The organism is Lysinibacillus sp. FSL M8-0355 (assembly GCF_038008985.1).
GTDB classification, from domain to species: domain Bacteria; phylum Bacillota; class Bacilli; order Bacillales_A; family Planococcaceae; genus Lysinibacillus; species Lysinibacillus fusiformis_D.
This window is the reverse complement of sequence record NZ_JBBPAI010000001.1, coordinates 2,901,879-2,922,153: the sequence shown is the minus strand read 5'-3', so window position 1 is coordinate 2,922,153 and position 20,275 is coordinate 2,901,879. Positions and strand designations below refer to the sequence as shown.

The window sequence follows — 20,275 nt, the reverse complement described above, 5'->3', positions numbered from 1 at the left end:
TGACTCGTCGGAAACCTGCTGTATAAGGGTTTCCGATTTTTTTTATGCTTTTCGAGTCGCAATTTGTCATGTAGAATAACAAATAGAAACTACTAAGGGGGGAAGCTGATTAAGCGTCCGCATGTCAAACAACATGAAAAATATTGAATTTGAAAAACCAGCCTATTCAGACTGGCAAGATGCAGCAATCAAAGCTTTAAAAGGGAAACCATTTGAGTCACTATTTTCCAAAACAAATGAAGGTGTTACATTACAGCCGCTTTACACGCAAGAAAGTTTAGTAGCTAAGCTTGGAGAAGAGCTTGATTTACAAGTTGCCACAATCCGTTCCCTACAAAATAGTCAAGCGTTTCAGGTGGCACAGCAAATTCACGCTGATACAAGTGAAGCATTTTTTGCACAGCTTGAAGATAGTTTAGCGCGAGGCAATGAAGTGATTACAGTGGATAGTCGTGTGAAGTTTGATTGGACAGAAGAAGTATTGGTCAAATTAGCATCATATTTCTCAGAATATTCATTTAAAATTACTATTAAAAATACAAAAGACCCATTATTAGCATTATTTGACAATATTGCAGAGGATCAACGTGAAGCAGTTAAAGGTTTCATTGTTTCTAAGGACCCGATCTCTTTCAACGCATTTCCGAACGTGCGCTCAGTCAGTGCTGACACGACCGTTTATCACAATGAAGGTGCCAACGCAGTACAAGAGCTAGCCTATGCACTTGCATTAGCAGCCAAGTTTGCAGAACAGGAAGAAAGCTTTGAAGCATTCTCGAAGAAGTTTTTTGTAATCTTTGCCATTGATACACAATTCTTTACGGAAATTGCCAAACTTCGTGCTTTTAAAGTACTTTGGAAAGCGTTCTCATCCGCTTATGGTGTGACAGACAGTGTAAAAATCCCAACGGTTGCTGAAACATCACTAAGAAGCTTTTCTAAATTAGATGTGTATGTCAATTTATTACGTTCTTCCAATGAAGCGCTTTCTGGTTTAATTGGTGGAGCTGATCTCTTTACTGTTCATCCGCATGATGTGTTAACGAAGCCTACGGAACAATCGATTCGTATCGCTCGGAATGTATCATTAATATTAAAAGAAGAAACAAATGTCTTGAAAGTGACAGATCCAGCAGGAGGCTCTTATTTTATTGAGTCGTTAACAGCAGACTTTGTAAAAGAAGCATGGGCATTATTTTTAGATATCGAGGCTGCTGGCGGGATGGATGAATATATAGCGTCTGGCAAGCTTGCGGAAGAAGTGGCAACCACTTATCATACTCGAATCAAAGCTGCATCAACACGTAAGCAATCATTAATTGGAACGAATATTTATGCAAATCCAGCAGATGTACTTGAGCAGGATACAAACCCATTATTTGCTGATATCAAACGTATTGCTGTTCCATTTGAGAAGTTGCGTGCAGAAATGACAGCAGCTAATGTGAGAACAGGTATTTTAGCATTAGGGTCATTAAAAAGCTCTAAGCCACGTGCAGATTTTGTAGCTGGTTTCTTAAATACAGTTGGTCTTGTTCCAGAAAAAAGTGAGCCAGTGGCAACTGCTGAAGAGGCGATTGCTTGGTTGCAGGCTACAGAGGCTAAGTATGTTGTAATTGCAGGCAGTGACGATGATACAAAGGCACTTGTACCGGCTATTTTAGCTGCACAACCAGCAAATGTGCTTATAGATGTTGCAGGTAAATTTAAAGATGAAGAAGAAGCATGGTTAGCAAATGGTTTAAACGGCTTTATTTTCGCAGGACAGAACATCATTGAAAAATTACAGTCCGTGTTTGCGAGCATGAAGGAGGTCCAACGATGAGCAAGCCTAATTTTAATGTAGTAGAAATAGAAAAAGTGTTAACAGCTGAAGCCCCACAAGCGTCTGACGACAAGTTTATGACAAATGAAGGGATTGAAATTAAAGATATTTACACGAAGGAAGATATTAAAGATGTGAAACATTTAAACGATGTAGCAGGTATTGCACCTAATACACGTGGACCATACCCTACTATGTATGTAGCACGTCCTTGGACCGTTCGCCAATACGCAGGTTTCTCAACGGCTGAGGAATCCAATGCCTTCTATAAACGAAATTTGGCAATGGGGCAAAAAGGTCTTTCTGTAGCGTTTGACTTAGCGACGCACCGAGGCTATGACTCAGATCACCCACGTGTAACAGGGGATGTAGGGAAAGCTGGTGTTGCTATTGACTCTGTTGAGGATATGAAAATCCTTTTCGACCAAATACCGTTAGATCAAATGTCCGTTTCTATGACAATGAATGGAGCAGTTTTACCAGTTCTTGCCTTCTATATTGTGGCAGCTGAAGAGCAAGGGGTAACACCAGACAAATTAGCAGGTACAATTCAAAATGATATTTTAAAAGAATATATGGTGCGTAATACATATATTTACCCACCAGCTATGTCAATGCAAATCATCGCAGATATTTTTGAATATACAGCGAAATATATGCCAAAATTTAACTCTATTTCAATTTCTGGTTACCATATTCAAGAAGCTGGCGCAACAAATGACATTGAGCTTGCCTATACGTTAGCAGATGGCTTGGAATATGTACGTACAGGATTGAAAGCAGGAATTGATATCGATGCCTTTGCACCTCGTCTATCGTTCTTCTGGGCAATCGGTATGAATTATTACATGGAAGTAGCTAAAATGCGTGCAGCACGTCGTATTTGGGCACAAATGATGTCAACATTTAATCCGAAAAATCCGAAAACATTAGCATTACGTACCCATTCTCAAACATCGGGCTGGTCTTTAACGGAGCAAGATCCATTTAACAATGTGGCTCGTACATTATTCGAAGCGAATGCATCTTCAATGGGACACACACAATCCCTCCATACCAACGCACTGGATGAAGCGATTGCACTTCCAACAGATTTCTCGGCACGTATCGCGCGTAATACACAGTTATTTTTACAAGAGGAAACAGCGATGACGAAAGTGATTGATCCATGGGGCGGTTCGTACTATGTGGAGAAACTAACAGAAGAAATTACGCAATCCGCTTGGGCATTGATCGAAGAAATTGAAGCACTTGGAGGGATGGCCAAAGCGATTGAAACAGGACTTCCGAAAATGAAGGTTGAAGAAGCCGCAGCCAAACGCCAAGCAAAAATTGACTCTAAAACAGAAACCATTGTAGGAGTGAATAAATATCGCTTAGCAAAAGAAGAGCCAATTGACATTTTGGATATTGATAATACAATTGTTCGTCAAAAACAAATTGAACGTTTAGAAGCGATGAAGGCAGCACGTGATGAAGCAGAAGTTCAAAAACATTTAGCTCGCTTAACAAAAGCTGCTCAAGATGGTGAAGAGAACTTACTAGCTGTGGCGGTGGATGCAGCGCGTGCGCGTGCCTCTTTAGGTGAAATTTCTGATGCTATCGAGGCGATTTCTGGTCGTCATAAGGCCGTGATTCGTTCTATTTCAGGTGTTTACTCTGCCAATTTCTCAGATGAGGAGCAAATTGCGGAAGTGAAGCAAATGACAGAAGAATTCCTTGAAAATGAAGGACGTCGTCCACGTATTTTAGTAGCAAAAATGGGACAGGATGGACATGACCGCGGTGCCAAGGTGGTCGCAACGGGCTATGCTGATTTAGGCTTTGACGTAGATATTTCACCATTATTTATGACACCTGCTGAGGCTGCTCAAATGGCTGTTGAAAATGATGTCCATGTCATTGGTGTATCTTCACTAGCAGCAGGTCATAAAACATTAGTGCCTGAATTAATTGCGGAGCTTGAAAAGCTAGGTCGTGAAGATATTATCATTATTGTTGGTGGTGTTATTCCAGCCCAAGATTATGACTTCCTTTACGATGCTGGTGCAGTAGCCATTTTTGGACCAGGTACAGTGATTCCTGTATCTGCACAAAAAATTATTGAAGAAATCTACAAACGTTTAGGCTATGAGGAAGTGTCTGAATAATGGACAAAAACAAAGGAATGGAAGACAGTGCGCTATTTGTCATGGACGGAGTCGAGGCAACTCACGACGGTATGCAGTATGGCACACCTAAAAAATTCCGAAAGAAAAAGGCAGACAATATGAATGTAGGAGAGCTTGCTCAACAAGTACGTGTGGGCTCTCGCACACATTTATCAAAAGCCATTACCCTCATTGAAAGTGCCAACGCTACTCATAAAGTGCAAGCACAAGAATTATTACAGGAGCTTCTTCCGCATACAGGAAATAGTATTCGAATTGGCATTACCGGAGTTCCAGGAGCGGGAAAAAGTTCATTCATTGAGGCTTTCGGAACAATGCTTTGTGACATGGGGAAACGAGTAGCTGTTCTTGCGATTGATCCAAGTTCTTCCTTATCAGGTGGGAGTATTCTTGGCGATAAAACACGCATGGAAGAGCTCGTTAAGAAGCCTACTGCATTTGTTCGCCCATCTCCATCGGCAGGTACCCTTGGGGGTGTTCACAAAAAGACCCGTGAAACAATGTTAGTTTGTGAGGCGGCAGGCTATGATGTGATTTTAATTGAAACGGTTGGTGTAGGGCAAAGCGAAACCTACGTCCGTGGGATGGTTGATTTCTTTCTACTCCTTGTGTTAACAGGGGCAGGAGATGAATTGCAGGGCATGAAAAAAGGCATCATGGAATTAGCGGATGCCATTGTCGTGCATAAAGCAGATGGCGATAATGTTCGTTTAGCCAAAAAAACGGTTGCAGAGTATAAGCAAATTTTGCATTTTTTACAGCCCGCTACACTCGGTTGGATGTCTACAGCAATGCCTGTTAGTTCATTAGAAAAACGGGGACTTGATAAGGTTTGGGAGACAATTGGAGATTTCAAGCAAATTGTTGAAGCCAATCACTATTGGGCTACTCGTCGACAACAACAAACAAAAGAGTGGTTTCAATCGATGATTACCGACCATTTAATTGATCAATTTTATGGGAATCCACAGCGTAAAGCACAGGTACTGCTACTTGAACGTCAAATTTTAAGTGGACAACTGACTGTCACACAAGGTGTCGATCGTTTATTTAACGAAGAGCAGGAAGACAAGTAAACGAATCTTAGTATTCAACTGAATTGTGATGAGCAAGTAGGTGCACAAATTCGTTGCAAACTGCTATGATAAGAGATGGATGAGCGTCAAAAAATTTTTATAGGCAATCATGCTGAATGGACGCGAACTTGAAAGGAGCTATCGCTATATGAATATGGATTACGATTTATTTATGCAGGAAATTTTAAAAACAGCACGTGCTGAAATTGAGGCAGCGGGTTACGAACAACTACAAACACCAGAAGCTGTTGAAGAGGCGTTTACTCGCCCAGGTACAACATTAGTAATGGTGAACTCAGTATGTGGTTGTGCGGGTGGTATCGCTCGTCCAGCAGCGGCACAATGTGTTCATTACGATAAACGTCCCGATCATTTAGTTACAGTGTTTGCAGGGCAAGATAAAGAAGCGACTGCAGCGGCACGTTATCATTTTGGAGAAGATCACCTACCTTCTTCACCATCTTTCGTTCTATTAAAAGATGGACAAGTAGTTGCAGAAGTTGGTCGCTATGAAATTGAAGGGCATGATCCAATGTCCGTTGTGACAAACTTGCAAGCAAACTTTGAAGAATATTGTGATGAGCTTTAATTCTATTCTTGCATAACAAAAATGAATTCAAATGAAGTAGAAAAGCCTCATAGATCACAGAATCTATGTAGGCTTCCTACTATCATCATGTATAGATAGTTTCATTATTACTAAAATTTTTGTAATATTGGCTAAATAATTAGCTAAAAGAGTGAAGAGTACTAAACGATAGGAGGCAGTCGGCCTGAAGAAATTTTCAATCGGCTATCGAACTTTAAAAACAGCAATTGGTGCGGCCATCGCTATTGCCATTGCTCAGTATTTTGATTTAGCCTCGTATGCATCTGCTGGTATTCTAACCATATTATGTGTGCAGCCAACGAAAAAAAAATCTATTCATGCAGCTTATACACGATTGGTCGCGAGTATTGTGGCAATGCTTTTTGCCTTTGTAAGCTTTGAATTTTTTACTTATCATCCGCTTACATTAGCAGGCATGCTCCTGTTATTCATTCCAACCATTGTATCATTAAAGGTAGCAGATGGATTTATTTCTAGTGTTGTAATTATAATGCATATTTATGCTGCTGAAGGTTTTTCATTAGCACTTGTTTATAATGAATTAGCGTTGATGGCAATCGGTTATGGCACAGGGATTGCCATTAATATGTATATGCCAGACATACAAAAGGAATTAAATTACTACAGAGTTAAAATTGAAGAGCTATACAGCAAGATTTTTTTAGAAATTGCCACCTATTTACGTCAAGGAGACACGCTATGGAATGGACATGAAATCATTGAAGCAATCCGAACGCTAGAAGAGGCAAAATCATTGGCGTTTAAAGATGTTGAAAACCATTTTATGAGACTTAAAAATGATTACTATGTGTATTTTGATATGCGTGAGCAGCAGCTAGAAATTATCGAACGAGTATTGCCAAAAGTGACGACACTACCTGTTATAGTACAAGAGGCTGAAATTGTGGCAGATTTTTTACAAGACCTCGGTGAGCATGTTCATTCGGGGAATACGGCAAGTCATTATCGAGAAAAATTAGAACATGTAAAACGTGATTTTTCTCAGCTGCCTTTACCGCAAAACCATGAACAATTTATCGCTCAAGCCGCTCTCTATCAGTTTATCGAGGAGATGGACAGGTATTTAGAAATAAAGCAGTCATTTAAGGGCTTAAAGGCTAAAAAAGAGCGCCCACAGTAACGTGGACGCCTCGGGCTTTGCCTTAAACTAACATGGATAATCCGAATGCTAGAGATGAGATTAGCATAATCGCGATCATGCTATAAACAACGATTTTTTGAAATTTTTTATTACTCATATGCTCGTTCGCTCCTTCTTTTCTTATAAATAGTTTAGCAAATCTGAAAAATTTCTCAAGTAGTAGAGTTTTGACAAAAAAATCTGTAAAATAGAGTATGTACCATAACAGAAGGAGATGTCACCATGGAGAAAGTAGACCATATTGGGATTGCAGTGCGCGATCTTGATGAACGCATTACATATTATACAGAAACTTTAGGCTTAAAGTTGATGAAAGTAGAAGAAGTAGAATCTCAACAGGTTCGTGTGGCATTTATCGACGCAGGTAACGTGAAATTAGAGCTATTAGAACCAATGAGTGATAAAAGTGCCATTTATGGATTTATTGAAAAACGTGGAGAGGGAATTCACCATGTTGCCTTCGGTGTAACAGGAATTCGTCAGCGTATGGCAGAGCTTCGTGAAAAGGGTGTACGTCTATTATCGGAAGAGCCAGGACCTGGTGCTGGAGGTGCAGAGGTTGCATTTATGCATCCTAAATCCTCATTCGGGGTGTTATATGAATTATGTGATAAAAGTGGAAAAGGGGATAAGTGATCATTATGGATATGTTCGACAAAATCAATGACTTGTATGACCGTAAGACTGTAATTGAACTTGGTGGTGGCTATGAGCGCATCGAAAAACAGCATGAAAAAGGGAAATTAACAGCTCGTGAGCGTATTGATTTGCTACTAGATGAAGGGACATTTTTCGAAATCAACCCATTTATTACTCACCGTACAGTAGACTTTGGGATGGATAAAATGGAAGGCCCTGGTGATGGTGTAGTTACTGGTTTCGGTAAAATTAACGGACGTCCAGTATACTTATTCTCCCAAGATTTCACAGTGTTTGGTGGGGCGCTTGGTGAAATGCATGCCAAAAAAATGGCGACAGTGATGGATCTAGCTGCTAAAAACGGTACACCATTTATCGGTATTAATGATTCAGGTGGTGCACGTATCCAAGAAGGTGTTCTGTCTCTAGATGGCTACGGTCATATTTTCTACCGCAATGCGATTTATTCAGGCGTGATTCCGCAAATTTCTGTTATTATGGGACCTTGTGCTGGTGGAGCGGTTTATTCGCCAGCTATCACAGACTTTATCTTAATGGTGGATAAAACATCTCAAATGTTCATAACAGGACCTAAAGTCATCGAAACTGTAACAGGTGAGAAAATCTCTGCTGAAGATTTAGGTGGTTCAAAAGTAAATAATGCGGTAAGTGGGAATGCTCATTTCCGTGCGCCATCTGAAGAAGAGGCAATTGAAGAAATTAAAAAACTATTAAGCTATTTACCACAAAACAATAAAGAAAAGGCACCTCGACAAGCTCGACCTGAAGGGGATGACTACCGTCCAGAAATCGTGGATACAGTGCCAATCGAAACAACACGTCCATATGATGTTCGCAAAGTAGTTGAGCAGGTAGTGGATGAAGGTTCATTCATGGAAGTACATGCAGAGTTTGCGAAGAACGTAGTAGTTGGTTTTGCACGTATTGCTGGTGAATCAATAGGGCTTGTTTGTAACCAACCAAAAGTACTTGCTGGTGGATTAGATATTGATTCTTCTGATAAAGCAGCTCGTTTCATCCGTACTTGTGATGCGTACAATATCCCAATTATCACATTTGAAGACGTATCTGGCTTCTTCCCAGGCGTTAAACAAGAGCATGGCGGTATTATTCGACATGGTGCAAAGATTCTTTATGCGTATTCAGAAGCTACAGTACCAAAAATTACAGTGATTTTACGTAAAGCTTATGGAGGCGCTTACGTTGCTTTAAACTCTAAATCAATCGGTGCTGACCTTGTATTTGCATGGCCAAATGCTGAAATTGCTGTTATGGGTGCTGCTGGCGCAGCGAACATCATCTTTGCCCGTGAAATTGCGAAATCAGATGACCCAGAAGCAACACGTGCAGCAAAAATTGAAGAATATAAAGAAAAATTCGCCAACCCATATGTGGCAGCATCTCGCGGCATGGTAGACGATGTAATCGATCCACGAGATACACGTATGAAGCTGATTCAAGGACTGGATATGCTTTCAAATAAACACGAAACACGTCCTGAGAAAAAGCACGGGAATATTCCTCTATAAAATGAGTACAAGCCTAGTAGCTAATGAGTTGCTAGGTTTTTCATTGTTAAAAAGTGAAACATTTTTTCTTGCCATCCGTACTGATATAGTAAGAGGAGTTGAGATGAATGGAATGGAAGCAATTGCAAACAGAGCAAGAAAAGATTCATGCACAACTAAGAAAGGCATCAAGATTAAACGAGCAAAGCGAATTATTGCATAAGCAGATTCACTATACACAACAGGAAATAGACAAACATACGACAGCCCTCAACCAAATTCGATCAAAACTTGATAAATTGGATGGCTTCTCATTTATGAATATGATTCGTACGTGGACTGGACAACAAGATGAACTACGCGCTGAAAAAATTGATAAAGCAGCAGTTCTTGAATTAAAGATTAGTGAAGCGAAGAAAATGCAAGCGGATTTAACAGAAGATAGTGTTCAAGTAACCAATAAGCTAGCTCAATTTGATGAAATGGCGTTACAACAAGAACTTCAACAAATCTATGCGAAAAAGAAAAAGTACTTACAGCTTCATGATGTTGCTCAGGCAAAGAAGCTAGAGCATTTAGCACATGAGGAAATGGTAACAAAGCAACTCATAACAGAAATTCAAGAGGCTGAGGAAGCGGGGGAAGTAGCTCTAACAAAGCTAGGGCAAGCAGCAGCCTCTCTTCATTCGGCTAGTGGCTATTCCTCCTGGGATACTTTCTTTGGTGGCGGGCTGATTGCCACTCACTTAAAGCATGATGCACTCGATCAGTCAGAAAACTATTTACATCGGGCTCAAATCGCGTTGCAACGTTTTCATAATGAATTATTGGATGTTCATGAGATGTCAACGAAATCGCTGCATGTAGAAACAGATGGGTTTGTGAAGTTTGCTGACTACTTCTTTGATGATATTTTTTCTGCATGGTCTGTCCATTCTAAAATTTCAACAGCAAGAGAACAAGTTTCACGGGTTCAGGACGATGTACATAATACCATTTGGCGCTTACAGGATAAACAAAATAAAGCAAATAACTACCTACAAGCTATAGAAAAAGAAAAAGAGGCTATTGTCAATGCCTAAGGAAAGTCTGAGAATTTTTCATAGTTTTGGAAAATAAAACTACCACAGAACTTTTGTGAAAGATGAAAGTGGATTTCCGTTGCAGGCCGCTTCCTTCGCTACCGCTCCGTTTAGAGGCTCGCCTGTCTCGCTATCCCACGGGAGTCAAGTAGCCCTCCACTCCAATCCATAAAAATATTTCTTTTTAGTAAAGGTTTTCAACTAAAGAGAAGGTATTCACTACTCTTTATGGAGGGGGGTTGTCACACATCACTTCTCCACATTGAAAATAGGAGCCTATCCTTGCTCTAATAAGACAAATAATGAGCTAAGGAAAAGACAATTTTGCACATGGTTGATTGGAGTGGAGCCAGCGTCACTCCTAGGGTATTTAGCGTCATAGAGGAGACCCTGGAGCGAACGCAGTGAGTGAAGCGGGGGCTCATCAGACGCCCCCTGGAAAGGACGCTGGCGGAACGGACATCAACCTCTCACCTTGCTAAAGGTTCTTTTTCTGCTATTGGCATCACCTTTTTTCAACAATATGGGAAAGTCTGAGAATTTTTCTCAGACTTTTTAGTTTGGTAGGATTGTTCAATGATTTCAACTCTTCTGACCTTGTGCTAAAATAGTACATATACTATAACGTGGCAAAACACGTAAACTAAGGGAGTTTTACAACATGACAAGTCGTTTAGTAGAAGAGTTTTTTGAGCTCGTTCAAATTGATTCAGAAACAAAACATGAACAAGTAATTGCACCAATTCTTGTAGAAAAATTAACTGCACTTGGTTTTACAGTTATCCAAGACGATGCTCATACGCGTAATGGACATGGAGCAGGTAATATTATTGCTACATTAAAAGGCACATTAGATGTGGAGCCAATTTACTTTACGTCTCATATGGATACAGTTGTTCCAGGGAAAGGTATTAAACCTTCTCTACGTGAAGATGGTTATATCGTATCAGATGGCACGACGATTTTAGGTGCTGACGATAAGGCTGGTCTAGCAGCACTTTTAGAGATGGTAAAATGTTTAAAAGAGCAAAATATTGCACATGGAGATATTGAATTTATTATTACGGCTGGTGAAGAAAGTGGGCTTGTTGGAGCAAAAGAGCTAGATCCAACCATGATTAAGGCGAAATATGGCTTTGCAGTAGACAGTGATGGGAAAGTGGGAGGCATCGTGACTGCAGCACCATTCCAAGCGAAAATTTTTGCGAAGATTATTGGCAAAACGGCACATGCAGGGGTGGCTCCTGAAAAGGGTATTTCCGCTATTACAGTGGCATCAAAATGTATCGCTCAAATGAAGCTAGGTCGTTTAGATGAAGAAACGACTGCAAATATTGGACGTTTTGAGGGTGGACAAGCGACGAATATTGTTTGTGATGAAGTGACAATTTTAGCAGAAGCGCGCTCTATTGACCAAGCTAAATTAGATGCACAAACAAAGCATATGAAGGAAACTTTTGAGCAAGTTTCGGCTTCACTAGGCGCACGTGCTGAAGTAGAAGTGAAGCTGATGTATCCAGGATTCCGTGTAACAGAAACAGATAAAGTAGTTCAAGTAGCCATCGCAGCTGCACGCAATATTGATCGTACACCAACATTAGGTATTTCAGGTGGCGGCTCGGATGCGAATGTGATTGCAGGCTTTGGCATTCCTACCGTTAATCTATCAGTTGGCTATGAAGACATTCATACAACAAATGAAAAAATACCAGTAGAAGAATTAGAAAAATTAGCAGATTTACTTGTAGAAATCGTCAAAGAATCGGCGAAAAACTAACAGTCAAATAGAAGGATGTGACCGCATGGAAAGTGTGAAAGCAGTCGTTTTTGCTTGTGGGACAGAGGAATACGCAGTGCCTGTGGAGCAAGCAATTTCAATTGAAAAATTAGAGCATGTAACACCTATCCCTCATTTACCTAATTATCTTTTAGGCTTTACAAGAATTCGTGGTGAGCTTGTACCTGTTCTTGATTTTGAACGAATATTGTACAACCGCTCATCTAATACAGCAACTGCTCGTATTATTGTTTTAAATACAGACGTGGTTAATTATGGATTACTGGTGACAGAAGCTCGAGAAATTCTTGATTTTGATGATTCAGTACTTCAACAATTGGGCCTTGTTAATTACAGTAAAACACGCTACTTTACGGCTGTAGCTAATCTTGAGAACCGTATGATTACTTATGTCGATCCAAAAATATTGGTCAATTCATTAGATGGCATTCGTGAGATTATCGATTATTTACACAAAATGCTTGAAAATGAAAAAGAAAACGTGGAGGCATAGGCACTCTAAGTTTTCTTAGTTTTGAAAAAACAACACAATCACTAGGATTTTGTGTACGGCGAAAAGGCTTGTCGCTGACGCATTGCTTTCGCGCAGAGCAAAACCTAGGGGCTAGCTATTCCACGGGACTCAAGTAGCCTTGTTGTGACTAATCCCTTCACATTTAAATAAAGGCATAAGATAAAGAAAAGACACTTTTGCAACATGGCGGAACGGCTATCAACCTCTCGTCTCACCAAATGTTTATGGACATCGTCTTTTTTCATAGGTTGACAATATGGTCATAATAAAAAGCCCTTCCAGCAAACTGGGAAGGGCTTTTCGTTTGTTATTAAGACAGTCGACCACTGTAGTCTTCAAATTTAAATTCACGAATGACTTTACTGCCTTCTTCATCGTTATAAGAAACGATAGAAGGTAAGTTGACACCATTAAACATATGGTTTTTAACCATAGAATAATGAGCCATATCTGTAAAGACAAGACGATCGCCTGGTTTTAATGGCTGATCAAATGAATAATCACCAATTACATCACCAGCAAGACATGTAAGTCCGCCTAAGCGATACGTATGCGCGAATTCATTTGCTTGACCAGAACCGATAATCATTGGACGGTACGGCATTTCAAGTACATCAGGCATATGACATGTTGCTGACGTATCTAAAATAGCAAGGTCCATGCCATTTTTTTGAATATCAAGTACTGTAGCGACTAAATAGCCTGTATTAAGTGCTACCGCTTCGCCTGGTTCTAAGTAAACAAGCAGGTTGTATTTTTCTTGAATATAGTTAATGATGTTAACAAGTTTTTCGACATCATAATCTGCACGCGTAATATGGTGGCCACCACCGAAGTTTAACCATTTCATTTGATGTAACACATCACCAAATTTTTCTTCTACTACTTCAATAATACGTTCTAACGTGTCGGAATTTTGTTCACACATCGCATGGAAATGTAAGCCATCAATGCCGTCAAGCTGTGATTTATCGAAGTTAGCCAAAGTTGTACCAAGGCGAGAGTTCGTGTAGCAAGGATCGTAAAGTGCTGTTTCAATTTCAGAGTACTCAGGATTCACACGAATACCACATTCAATTGTTTTTCCAGCAGATTTTACTTTCTCTTTGAACTGAGCCCATTGGTTAAATGAGTTAAACACGATGTGATCCACATAGCCTAGAAGCTCGTCCATTTCATGCTCAATATAAGCAGGAGCATAGACGTGTACTTCCTTGCCCATTTTTTCATAGCCTAGACGTGCTTCATGCAAGGAGCTAGCAGTAATACCTGCTAAATATTCCCCAACTAATGGGAATGTTGAATGCATGGAAAAGCCTTTCAGGGCTAGTAAAATGCGGCAGCCTGTACGATCTTGAATTGATTTTAAAAGCTCAAGATTTTTTGTTAATAATCGCTCATCCACTACATAAGAAGGGGATGGAACTTTTGAAAAATCAATTGGTTTCATCGGCTTAATTCCTTTGCATCTAAATCAAGGTCAAGTAATTCTGGGTTATGACTTTCTTGCCATGGTAGACCCCATTTATTTAGTGCATCCATGAATGGATCTGGATTGAAGTCTTCTACATTCCAAACACCTGGTTTACGCCATTCGCCATTCATCACAAGCATAGCACCGATCATAGCTGGTACACCTGTTGTGTAAGAAATCGCTTGTGAACCCACCTCGTTATAGCACTCTTCATGGTCACATACGTTGTAGACATAATACGTTTTTTCTTGCCCATCTTTTAGACCGCGTATGATACAACCGATATTGGTTTTACCTTTTGTACGTGGTCCAAGAGAAGCTGGATCTGGCAATACCGCTTTAAGGAAGTGGATTGGTTGAATCATTTGACCTTCAAATTCGATTGGTTCAATAGATGTCATACCAACGTTTTCTAATACTTTTAAGTGTGTTAAGTATTTTTCAGAGAACGTCATCCAGAAGCGGATTTGTTTTAAACCTTTGATATTTTTTGCAAGTGATTCAAGTTCTTCATGGTATAGAAGATAAATATCTTTTGGTCCGATTTCTGGAAGGTTATACACTTCTTTTTTCTCAAGTGGTGCTGTTTCAACCCACTTGCCTTCTTTCCAGTAACGACCATTCGCTGTAATTTCACGAATGTTAATTTCTGGGTTAAAGTTTGTTGCGAAATGATAGCCATGATCTCCCGCATTCGCATCCACGATATCAATATAGTGAATTTCATCAAATTCATGTTTTTGAGCATGAGCTGTGAAAACGCCTGTTACACCTGGATCAAAACCGCTACCAAGTAATGCAGTTAAGCCAGCTTTTTCAAACTTCTCTTTATAAGCCCATTGCCATTTATATTCAAATTTTGCCGTTTCAGGTGGCTCGTAGTTTGCAGTATCCACATAGTGCACACCTGTCGCTAAGCAAGCATCCATAATCGTTAAGTCCTGATAAGGTAATGCCACGTTAATCACAACATCCGGTCCGAAAGCTTTAATAAGCTCAATAACCTCTTCTGTATTATCCGCGTCTACCTGTGCAGTATGAATTTTTGTTTTCCCGCCGTCTAGTTTTTCTTTTAGAGCGTCACATTTTGAAACAGTTCTACTTGCGATACAAATTTCCTCAAATACGTCCGAATTTTGAACACACTTGTGTACCACAACACTGGCAACTCCGCCAGCTCCGATAATCAATGCTTTACCCAATTGTCTACCCCCAAGTTCATATAAAGTATTGTCAAACAAGCTGATTATACAGAAAATTGATATACTACTCAATCATTGTTTTAAAAATTTCTACAAAAATTTTTATTTTACTACAATAATTAGACGTAATCAGAGGGGAATACCTCGAGAAAGTAGCTAATTGTGTATGAAAAAAACTAATTTATTGAGCTCATTTGTAGATTTTGTTAGATGAAGTTGTTCAAACTAATCTAGCCTCTCATCATAGAATTTCATGTGCTTTATTTTTCTCACCTTTTGAGCTGTACATAAAAAATCCCTTTCACCCTATAAGGTAAAAGGGATGTACAGCATAATAAAATCAACTGCTTTCAATCGTTTTAGTGTGTCAAAAAAGGCTAATTTTATGCTAATTATTTCAAAAAGCGATTGGGTATCTGTTGTTTTTCTTCTCCCCATATATAAAAGAAAACCACAAGTAATGTACTTAAAAACCCCATCACAAGAGCATACGTACTGAGGGCTACATGCACTTGACTTTGCATAGCATAAATAAAAATAGCTCCTATCGTTAACAAATTTCCTGTAACAAGCGATATAAAATGAAAGCGTTTATTCATAGCAAGCCCTCCTATTAGATGATATGGTAATGCTCCATGATGAAGAGAGTTCGCTTCAATTATCGCATAATTCAGAACTTTTATCCATCACTTTTATTATATTAGTAATATTAAAGATGCTTTTTAAATACATCTTTTTGTAGTATGATTGAGGAATAATAGGGAATATTCATAGATGATTATTAGAAAGGGGAGAGGATGAATGGTGAAATTACGCAATTCATTAACTTTTCAACTTGGGACGATTATTGCTGGTATTTTAGTGGTGATGCTAGGGATTACGTCGTTCGCTACATACATAACTGCTTACAATAAACTATATGATGCTGCTGGCGTGGAGGCCTATGGCTGTGCCAATATCACAACAGGTTTAATTGATCCAGCATTAATGGACAAGGCCATTCAGGGCGATCAAGATGCACAGGCGCGTATTGGACATGATTTAAACTGGACAACGGGCCATAAGGACATTTTTCAAACGCAATATATTTTAGCACTCGATGGCACATTATTAGCGCTGGATGAACATTTAGCTGAGGAAGGTCTCGCACCTGGCGATTCATTTTATTTAGATAAAGAAGCCATTGATATGTTGCTTACACATAAGCATCCAACATACTCACAGCCCTATAATTTTGCTGGTATGGATCGCTTATCAGGCTATGCACCTATTTTTAAAGACCATGATTCTAGTAAAGAAATCATTGCAATTAGTGTCATCGATTTTGATGCCAATATCGTAAAAGAACGAACGTGGGATGTCGTGCGAAATGGTATCTTAATAAGTATTTTCCCTATGCTTATTGCTTCGATCATTACAGGCTTTTTAATTCGTCGAAAAGTGAAACCGATTAGTGTGCTAATTCAGCAGGCTAAAGAAATTGCGAATGGGAATTTAGCTGTACCTGAAACAAAAATTCATAGTAAGGATGAAGTAGAGGATTTAGCAAATACCTTAAATCGAATGACCGCTAATTTGCAAAATATGATTATGACGATGCGCTCCACTTCTAATACTTTAGCTAATAACTCAGATGAAACCGCTTCCACGTTGCACGATATGAGTAATACGATTCAAGGTGTTGCGAACAATATCGAAGAGGTCACAAGTGCTGTGACGGAAGGGATGCATCATGCTGAAAATGCGACAGATGTTCTGACATCTTTAGCAGAGGACCTTCAAATGATACAGCACAATGCCAATGACAGTGCTGAGAATGCTCGACAAACGATGAAATTAGCAACAGAGGGTGAGCGACTAGCAAAGGATATAAGTAATGATATGGCATTGATTCATAACGGTTCAGGTGAAGTTCGACAAACAGTCGAAAACTTGGTCACGTCAGCAACCAAAATACAAACGATTACTACTTCTATTGCCACTATAGCCTCCCAAACGAATTTACTAGCTTTGAATGCTTCCATCGAGGCGGCTAGAGCAGGGGAGCATGGGAAGGGTTTTGCCATTGTTGCTGAGGAAGTACGCAAGCTTGCCGAGCAGTCCAATCAAGAGGTTTTACAAGTCGAACAGCTAATTCAAGACATTATGAAACATGTTCAGCAAGTGATGACATCTACGAATGATAATACGCAATATATCGAAAAAGGCACAGAGACAGTGCGTTTAACCGCGCAATCTTTAGGCAATATTTCCACAGCAGTAGCCACAACGGTAGAAGAAATGATTATGCTTTCTCATGCTATGACCGCTGAAAATGAAAAATCAGCTCGTATTGTTCAAATGATTCAACAATTAACAGAATCCATTAGAGATATAGAAGAAACGATGAATATGATTACGGTAGCAGCACAGCAAACAACAGCAAGTATTGATGAGGTAGCACAAGGTTCTAATGAAACAAATCATATGGCTCATACACTTGAACAGCATGTAAAAGCGTTTAAATTAAAAGAATTGTAGAAAGATTAGGACAAGTTGTCTTTTGCTTCTATTGCGAAGATGGTACACTAGCTATAAGATTTGTCTTTTGTGAAGTGGAGGATTTAAATGGTGGTAAAACAACTGGATGAGCAAGTTCAACAAGTTAATGACTTATTTTTGAGTGGACAGGTAAAGGAAAGCTATCAACTGGCTAAAAGAATAATAATGAATCATGCAGTGGTTGGAGAGGAGGCCTATCAATTCATCCAACAGCATGTGGCCATGCTAGAGGCGAACGGGTATGCGAGTATGCCTCACCCCACTGATGAAAAGGTGAAACAAAGTGTAGAACGCACAGATGGTTCTTATCCAGAACGAGATGTTCTCACGGCTTATATTGGGAGTCAGGATGATGAGCAATTTGGAAAAGTAATCGATGAATTATTAGCAGGGTCTATTGAAGCACAGGCGAATGCTTATTATACAATGGCGGAATACTTTGTTCTTGCTGAAGAACGAGACAAGGCAACAGCACAGTATGCAGAGGCAATCAAATTGCAGCCCAATAAGGCGCTCTATTGGGGAGCTTTTGCCCAGTTTTTGAATCGTCAGGAGGGCAGCCCCTATCTGGCATTACGATTAATTGAAGAAGCTATTCTACTAGATGGGATGAATCCACGTTGGCACTATATTCAAGGCAATATTTTTTTACAGCTAGTAGCAGCGACGAAAAATTTAAGCTATTTACCTGCCTTAGAAGAGGCGTGGAACAAAGCTGAAAAACGGTGTAGCGCTAAGCAAGTTGTATTGAAAATGGATCTTGTAAAGTCACGTGATCTGTTAACACAATGGAAAAAGCAAATGCTATAACGATTAAAAACTGTCTAGCAAAGTATTAATAATTATTTGATTTTAAGTATATTTATGCTATCATAAAAAGATAAACGGACGTATGAAGCTTATCGATTACATGAAAGAAGTGTTTTTTTGAGTTTATATGTAGCGTATGTATTGGTAGGACTTGCCATTGCCATGCCTGTAGGAGCTATTACTGTAGAAATGACAAAGCAAGGACTCAAAAATGGTTTTATGCATGGCTGGGCTGTAGGGCTTGGTGGCATGACCATTGACATTGTATTAGTTTTTGCTTTATACATGGGACTAGCCTCTATTTTGGCTATGCCGATGGTCCAACTTCCTATGTGGATTATTGGAGCAGGCTTTTTATTCTTGTTAGGCTATGATTCTATCAAGAATGCAGACCATGATATTACATTAGCAGGAGAAAAAGTAACCAAATCGTTTTTTGCCTCTTATTTTAATGGCTTATTGGTCGCAATTTCGCCTGGTAATCTTGTATTTTGGGTCAATGTATTTGGTGTAGTGCTAGCTAAATCTTATGGACAAGGACAGCCGACAAACTTTTTAATTATTGCTGCTGGCGTTCTTAGCGGTATTTTACTCCACGACATCGGTTTGCTGACCATTGTGTCAGTCACTCGAAAAGCTATGAACCGTAAGATGATTAAGACATTTACAATTGTTGCAGGATTCTTATTGATTGGTTTTGCTGGTTATTTTATATATGAATTTATTCAAGCAATTAAGATTTATATATGAAAAGTGCGATCTTCTAGATCGCACTTTTTTATGGTACCATCAGTGCTGCTTGATGCTCATGGATACAGGCGATAATTTCTTCCGCTACTTCATGCGCTAGCGATAGTTCTGAAGTAAAGCCCACACAGGAGCAATTCATTTCACCTAAAATATAACCATCTTCTCCAGCCTCATTCGTATCTAACATAAAGTCAGCCGTCCAAATCAATGGTAAATCATAATTGCCTAATAGGTTCGTCACTTGTGGGAGTTGTGCTAAAAAATTTTGTACGAGCTCTTGCCAATCTGCAGGCTGGTCATAGCGATATTGGGCACCTGAGAAGAGTGTGGCGCTAAAGGCATCCTCAGTATCTGCCGGTTTTTTATGTACTACATAAATAGGACGGTTTCTTAACATGAATAAGCGAATTTCACCTTCTGTAATTCGCGGAAGAAATCGCATATCGATTAACATACCATTCATCCCTGTAATATACTGCTCACAAAATGTCATGAACTCGCCAAGCTGCCAATATTCAACATGATTATCTTTCGCTTCTGTACATTTGATTTGTGCATTAAGGGGCACTTCAGTGATGCCCTTGGCAAGCGGATTCATCAATTGTACACGCCAAATACCTTCACCAGTTGAACCACGATTTTGCTTCAGCACACGTTCTGTCGAAGCTAAGGAGATAGGGAATTGCGTTTTGAATGCTTCTATAGTGTAGTAGGCATATGTATCATCAGGTACTAAATTCGTTGATGTAAGCTTTGATAGAGCATCTTTCGAGCCGTAGCTAATCATCGCATCAGGATGTGGCATTCCGATAATTCCAGCCTGGCACAGCTCTCGTAGCATGGTAAAATACGCTTCCTCATGCTGTAAGTTACCAGGGTTTATACGCGATACATAGGCAACACCATGTTCCTTCACATAGTCAAAGATTTGCTGTTTTTTTGTGACATCAAAAAATAGCACCTCTGCATCTTGCCCACGTTCCTTTAGGGCATCCACCATCGGTAGGGTGTCTGGGCGATAGCCGTCGGGTCCTTTATCTGTGCCACCCTCAACCTCGAAAAAAATAACTTTTTTATCCATAAAAATACCTC

18 protein-coding genes are annotated in these 20,275 nt (G+C 39.6%); 13 read left to right on the top strand and 5 right to left on the bottom strand.

All coding sequences use genetic code 11. From position 1 onward, the window contains the following. Positions 1–121: 121 nt before the first annotated feature. The 5 genes from MKY46_RS14170 to MKY46_RS14150 all read left to right on the top strand — a co-directional run bounded on the left by MKY46_RS14170 (position 122) and on the right by MKY46_RS14150 (position 6,823). Positions 122–1,825 (top strand): methylmalonyl-CoA mutase family protein, encoded by a 1,704-nt coding sequence (locus MKY46_RS14170; protein ID WP_271910236.1) that lies wholly within the window; start codon positions 122–124, stop codon positions 1,823–1,825. Continuing rightward, complete coding sequence (scpA, locus tag MKY46_RS14165) at positions 1,822–3,975, top strand: methylmalonyl-CoA mutase (protein WP_340834577.1); 2,154 nt, start codon at positions 1,822–1,824, stop codon at positions 3,973–3,975. Before MKY46_RS14170 ends, scpA begins: the two co-directional genes overlap by 4 nt. Beyond that, positions 3,975–5,072, top strand: a complete 1,098-nt coding sequence (gene meaB / locus MKY46_RS14160) for a methylmalonyl Co-A mutase-associated GTPase MeaB (protein WP_036122834.1) — start codon at positions 3,975–3,977, stop codon at positions 5,070–5,072. The genes scpA and meaB overlap by 1 nt, the downstream gene beginning before the upstream one ends. Positions 5,073–5,220: 148 nt before the next feature. Further along, positions 5,221–5,661, top strand: a complete 441-nt coding sequence (locus tag MKY46_RS14155; RefSeq protein WP_036122837.1) for a BrxA/BrxB family bacilliredoxin — start codon at positions 5,221–5,223, stop codon at positions 5,659–5,661. A gap of 184 nt (positions 5,662–5,845) precedes the next feature. Further along, positions 5,846–6,823 carry an aromatic acid exporter family protein gene (locus tag MKY46_RS14150; RefSeq protein WP_036122840.1) on the top strand — a complete coding sequence of 326 codons (978 nt, stop codon included), beginning with the start codon at positions 5,846–5,848 and terminating at the stop codon, positions 6,821–6,823. A gap of 22 nt (positions 6,824–6,845) precedes the next feature. On the opposite strand, the gene prli42 is transcribed toward MKY46_RS14150, so the two are convergent. After that, entirely contained in the window at positions 6,846–6,941 is a 96-nt protein-coding gene (gene prli42 / locus MKY46_RS14145) for a stressosome-associated protein Prli42 (RefSeq protein WP_155273190.1), read from the bottom strand. 125 nt (positions 6,942–7,066) lie between these two features. On the opposite strand from prli42, the gene mce reads away from it, so the two are divergent. From mce to MKY46_RS14120, 5 genes are all read left to right on the top strand, one after another. Next, positions 7,067–7,480, top strand: a complete 414-nt coding sequence (gene mce, locus MKY46_RS14140; RefSeq protein WP_340834575.1) for a methylmalonyl-CoA epimerase — start codon at positions 7,067–7,069, stop codon at positions 7,478–7,480. A 5-nt stretch (positions 7,481–7,485) separates the two neighbouring features. Then, the gene (locus MKY46_RS14135) at positions 7,486–9,033 is read left to right on the top strand and encodes an acyl-CoA carboxylase subunit beta (RefSeq protein WP_340809203.1); all 1,548 of its coding nucleotides are present in this window, start codon (positions 7,486–7,488) and stop codon (positions 9,031–9,033) included. Positions 9,034–9,140: 107 nt separating this feature from the next. Continuing rightward, on the top strand, positions 9,141–10,094 hold the full coding sequence (locus MKY46_RS14130) for a hypothetical protein (RefSeq protein WP_141903615.1): 954 nt from the start codon (positions 9,141–9,143) through the stop codon (positions 10,092–10,094). 661 nt (positions 10,095–10,755) lie between these two features. Further along, the gene (locus tag MKY46_RS14125; protein WP_089934711.1) at positions 10,756–11,871 is read left to right on the top strand and encodes a M20/M25/M40 family metallo-hydrolase; all 1,116 of its coding nucleotides are present in this window, start codon (positions 10,756–10,758) and stop codon (positions 11,869–11,871) included. A 25-nt stretch (positions 11,872–11,896) separates the two neighbouring features. After that, positions 11,897–12,385 (top strand): chemotaxis protein CheW, encoded by a 489-nt coding sequence (locus MKY46_RS14120; RefSeq protein ID WP_036119903.1) that lies wholly within the window; start codon positions 11,897–11,899, stop codon positions 12,383–12,385. A gap of 331 nt (positions 12,386–12,716) precedes the next feature. On the opposite strand, the gene nspC is transcribed toward MKY46_RS14120, so the two are convergent. The 3 genes from nspC to MKY46_RS14105 all read right to left on the bottom strand — a co-directional run bounded on the left by nspC (position 12,717) and on the right by MKY46_RS14105 (position 15,681). Continuing rightward, complete coding sequence (gene nspC / locus MKY46_RS14115; RefSeq protein ID WP_036119906.1) at positions 12,717–13,856, bottom strand: carboxynorspermidine decarboxylase; 1,140 nt, start codon at positions 13,854–13,856, stop codon at positions 12,717–12,719. Continuing rightward, positions 13,853–15,082, bottom strand: a complete 1,230-nt coding sequence (locus MKY46_RS14110) for a saccharopine dehydrogenase family protein (RefSeq protein ID WP_036119909.1) — start codon at positions 15,080–15,082, stop codon at positions 13,853–13,855. The genes nspC and MKY46_RS14110 overlap by 4 nt, the downstream gene beginning before the upstream one ends. 392 nt (positions 15,083–15,474) lie before the next feature. Continuing rightward, complete coding sequence (locus MKY46_RS14105; RefSeq protein ID WP_036119912.1) at positions 15,475–15,681, bottom strand: hypothetical protein; 207 nt, start codon at positions 15,679–15,681, stop codon at positions 15,475–15,477. Between the two features lie 202 nt (positions 15,682–15,883). Between MKY46_RS14105 and MKY46_RS14100 the strand changes: the two genes are divergently transcribed. The 3 genes from MKY46_RS14100 (at position 15,884) to MKY46_RS14090 (ending at position 19,183) form a co-directional block, all read left to right on the top strand. Continuing rightward, positions 15,884–17,602, top strand: coding sequence for a methyl-accepting chemotaxis protein (locus tag MKY46_RS14100; RefSeq protein WP_230593774.1), 1,719 nt, complete (start codon positions 15,884–15,886; stop codon positions 17,600–17,602). 87 nt (positions 17,603–17,689) lie between these two features. After that, on the top strand, positions 17,690–18,433 hold the full coding sequence (locus MKY46_RS14095) for a tetratricopeptide repeat protein (protein ID WP_340834572.1): 744 nt from the start codon (positions 17,690–17,692) through the stop codon (positions 18,431–18,433). Positions 18,434–18,550: 117 nt separating this feature from the next. Continuing rightward, positions 18,551–19,183 (top strand): LysE family translocator, encoded by a 633-nt coding sequence (locus MKY46_RS14090; RefSeq protein ID WP_036119920.1) that lies wholly within the window; start codon positions 18,551–18,553, stop codon positions 19,181–19,183. Between the two features lie 28 nt (positions 19,184–19,211). Here the strand turns inward: MKY46_RS14090 and MKY46_RS14085 are convergent, their stop codons facing one another. After that, positions 19,212–20,264, bottom strand: coding sequence for a Cj0069 family protein (locus MKY46_RS14085; protein WP_340834570.1), 1,053 nt, complete (start codon positions 20,262–20,264; stop codon positions 19,212–19,214). Positions 20,265–20,275 lie beyond the last annotated feature (11 nt).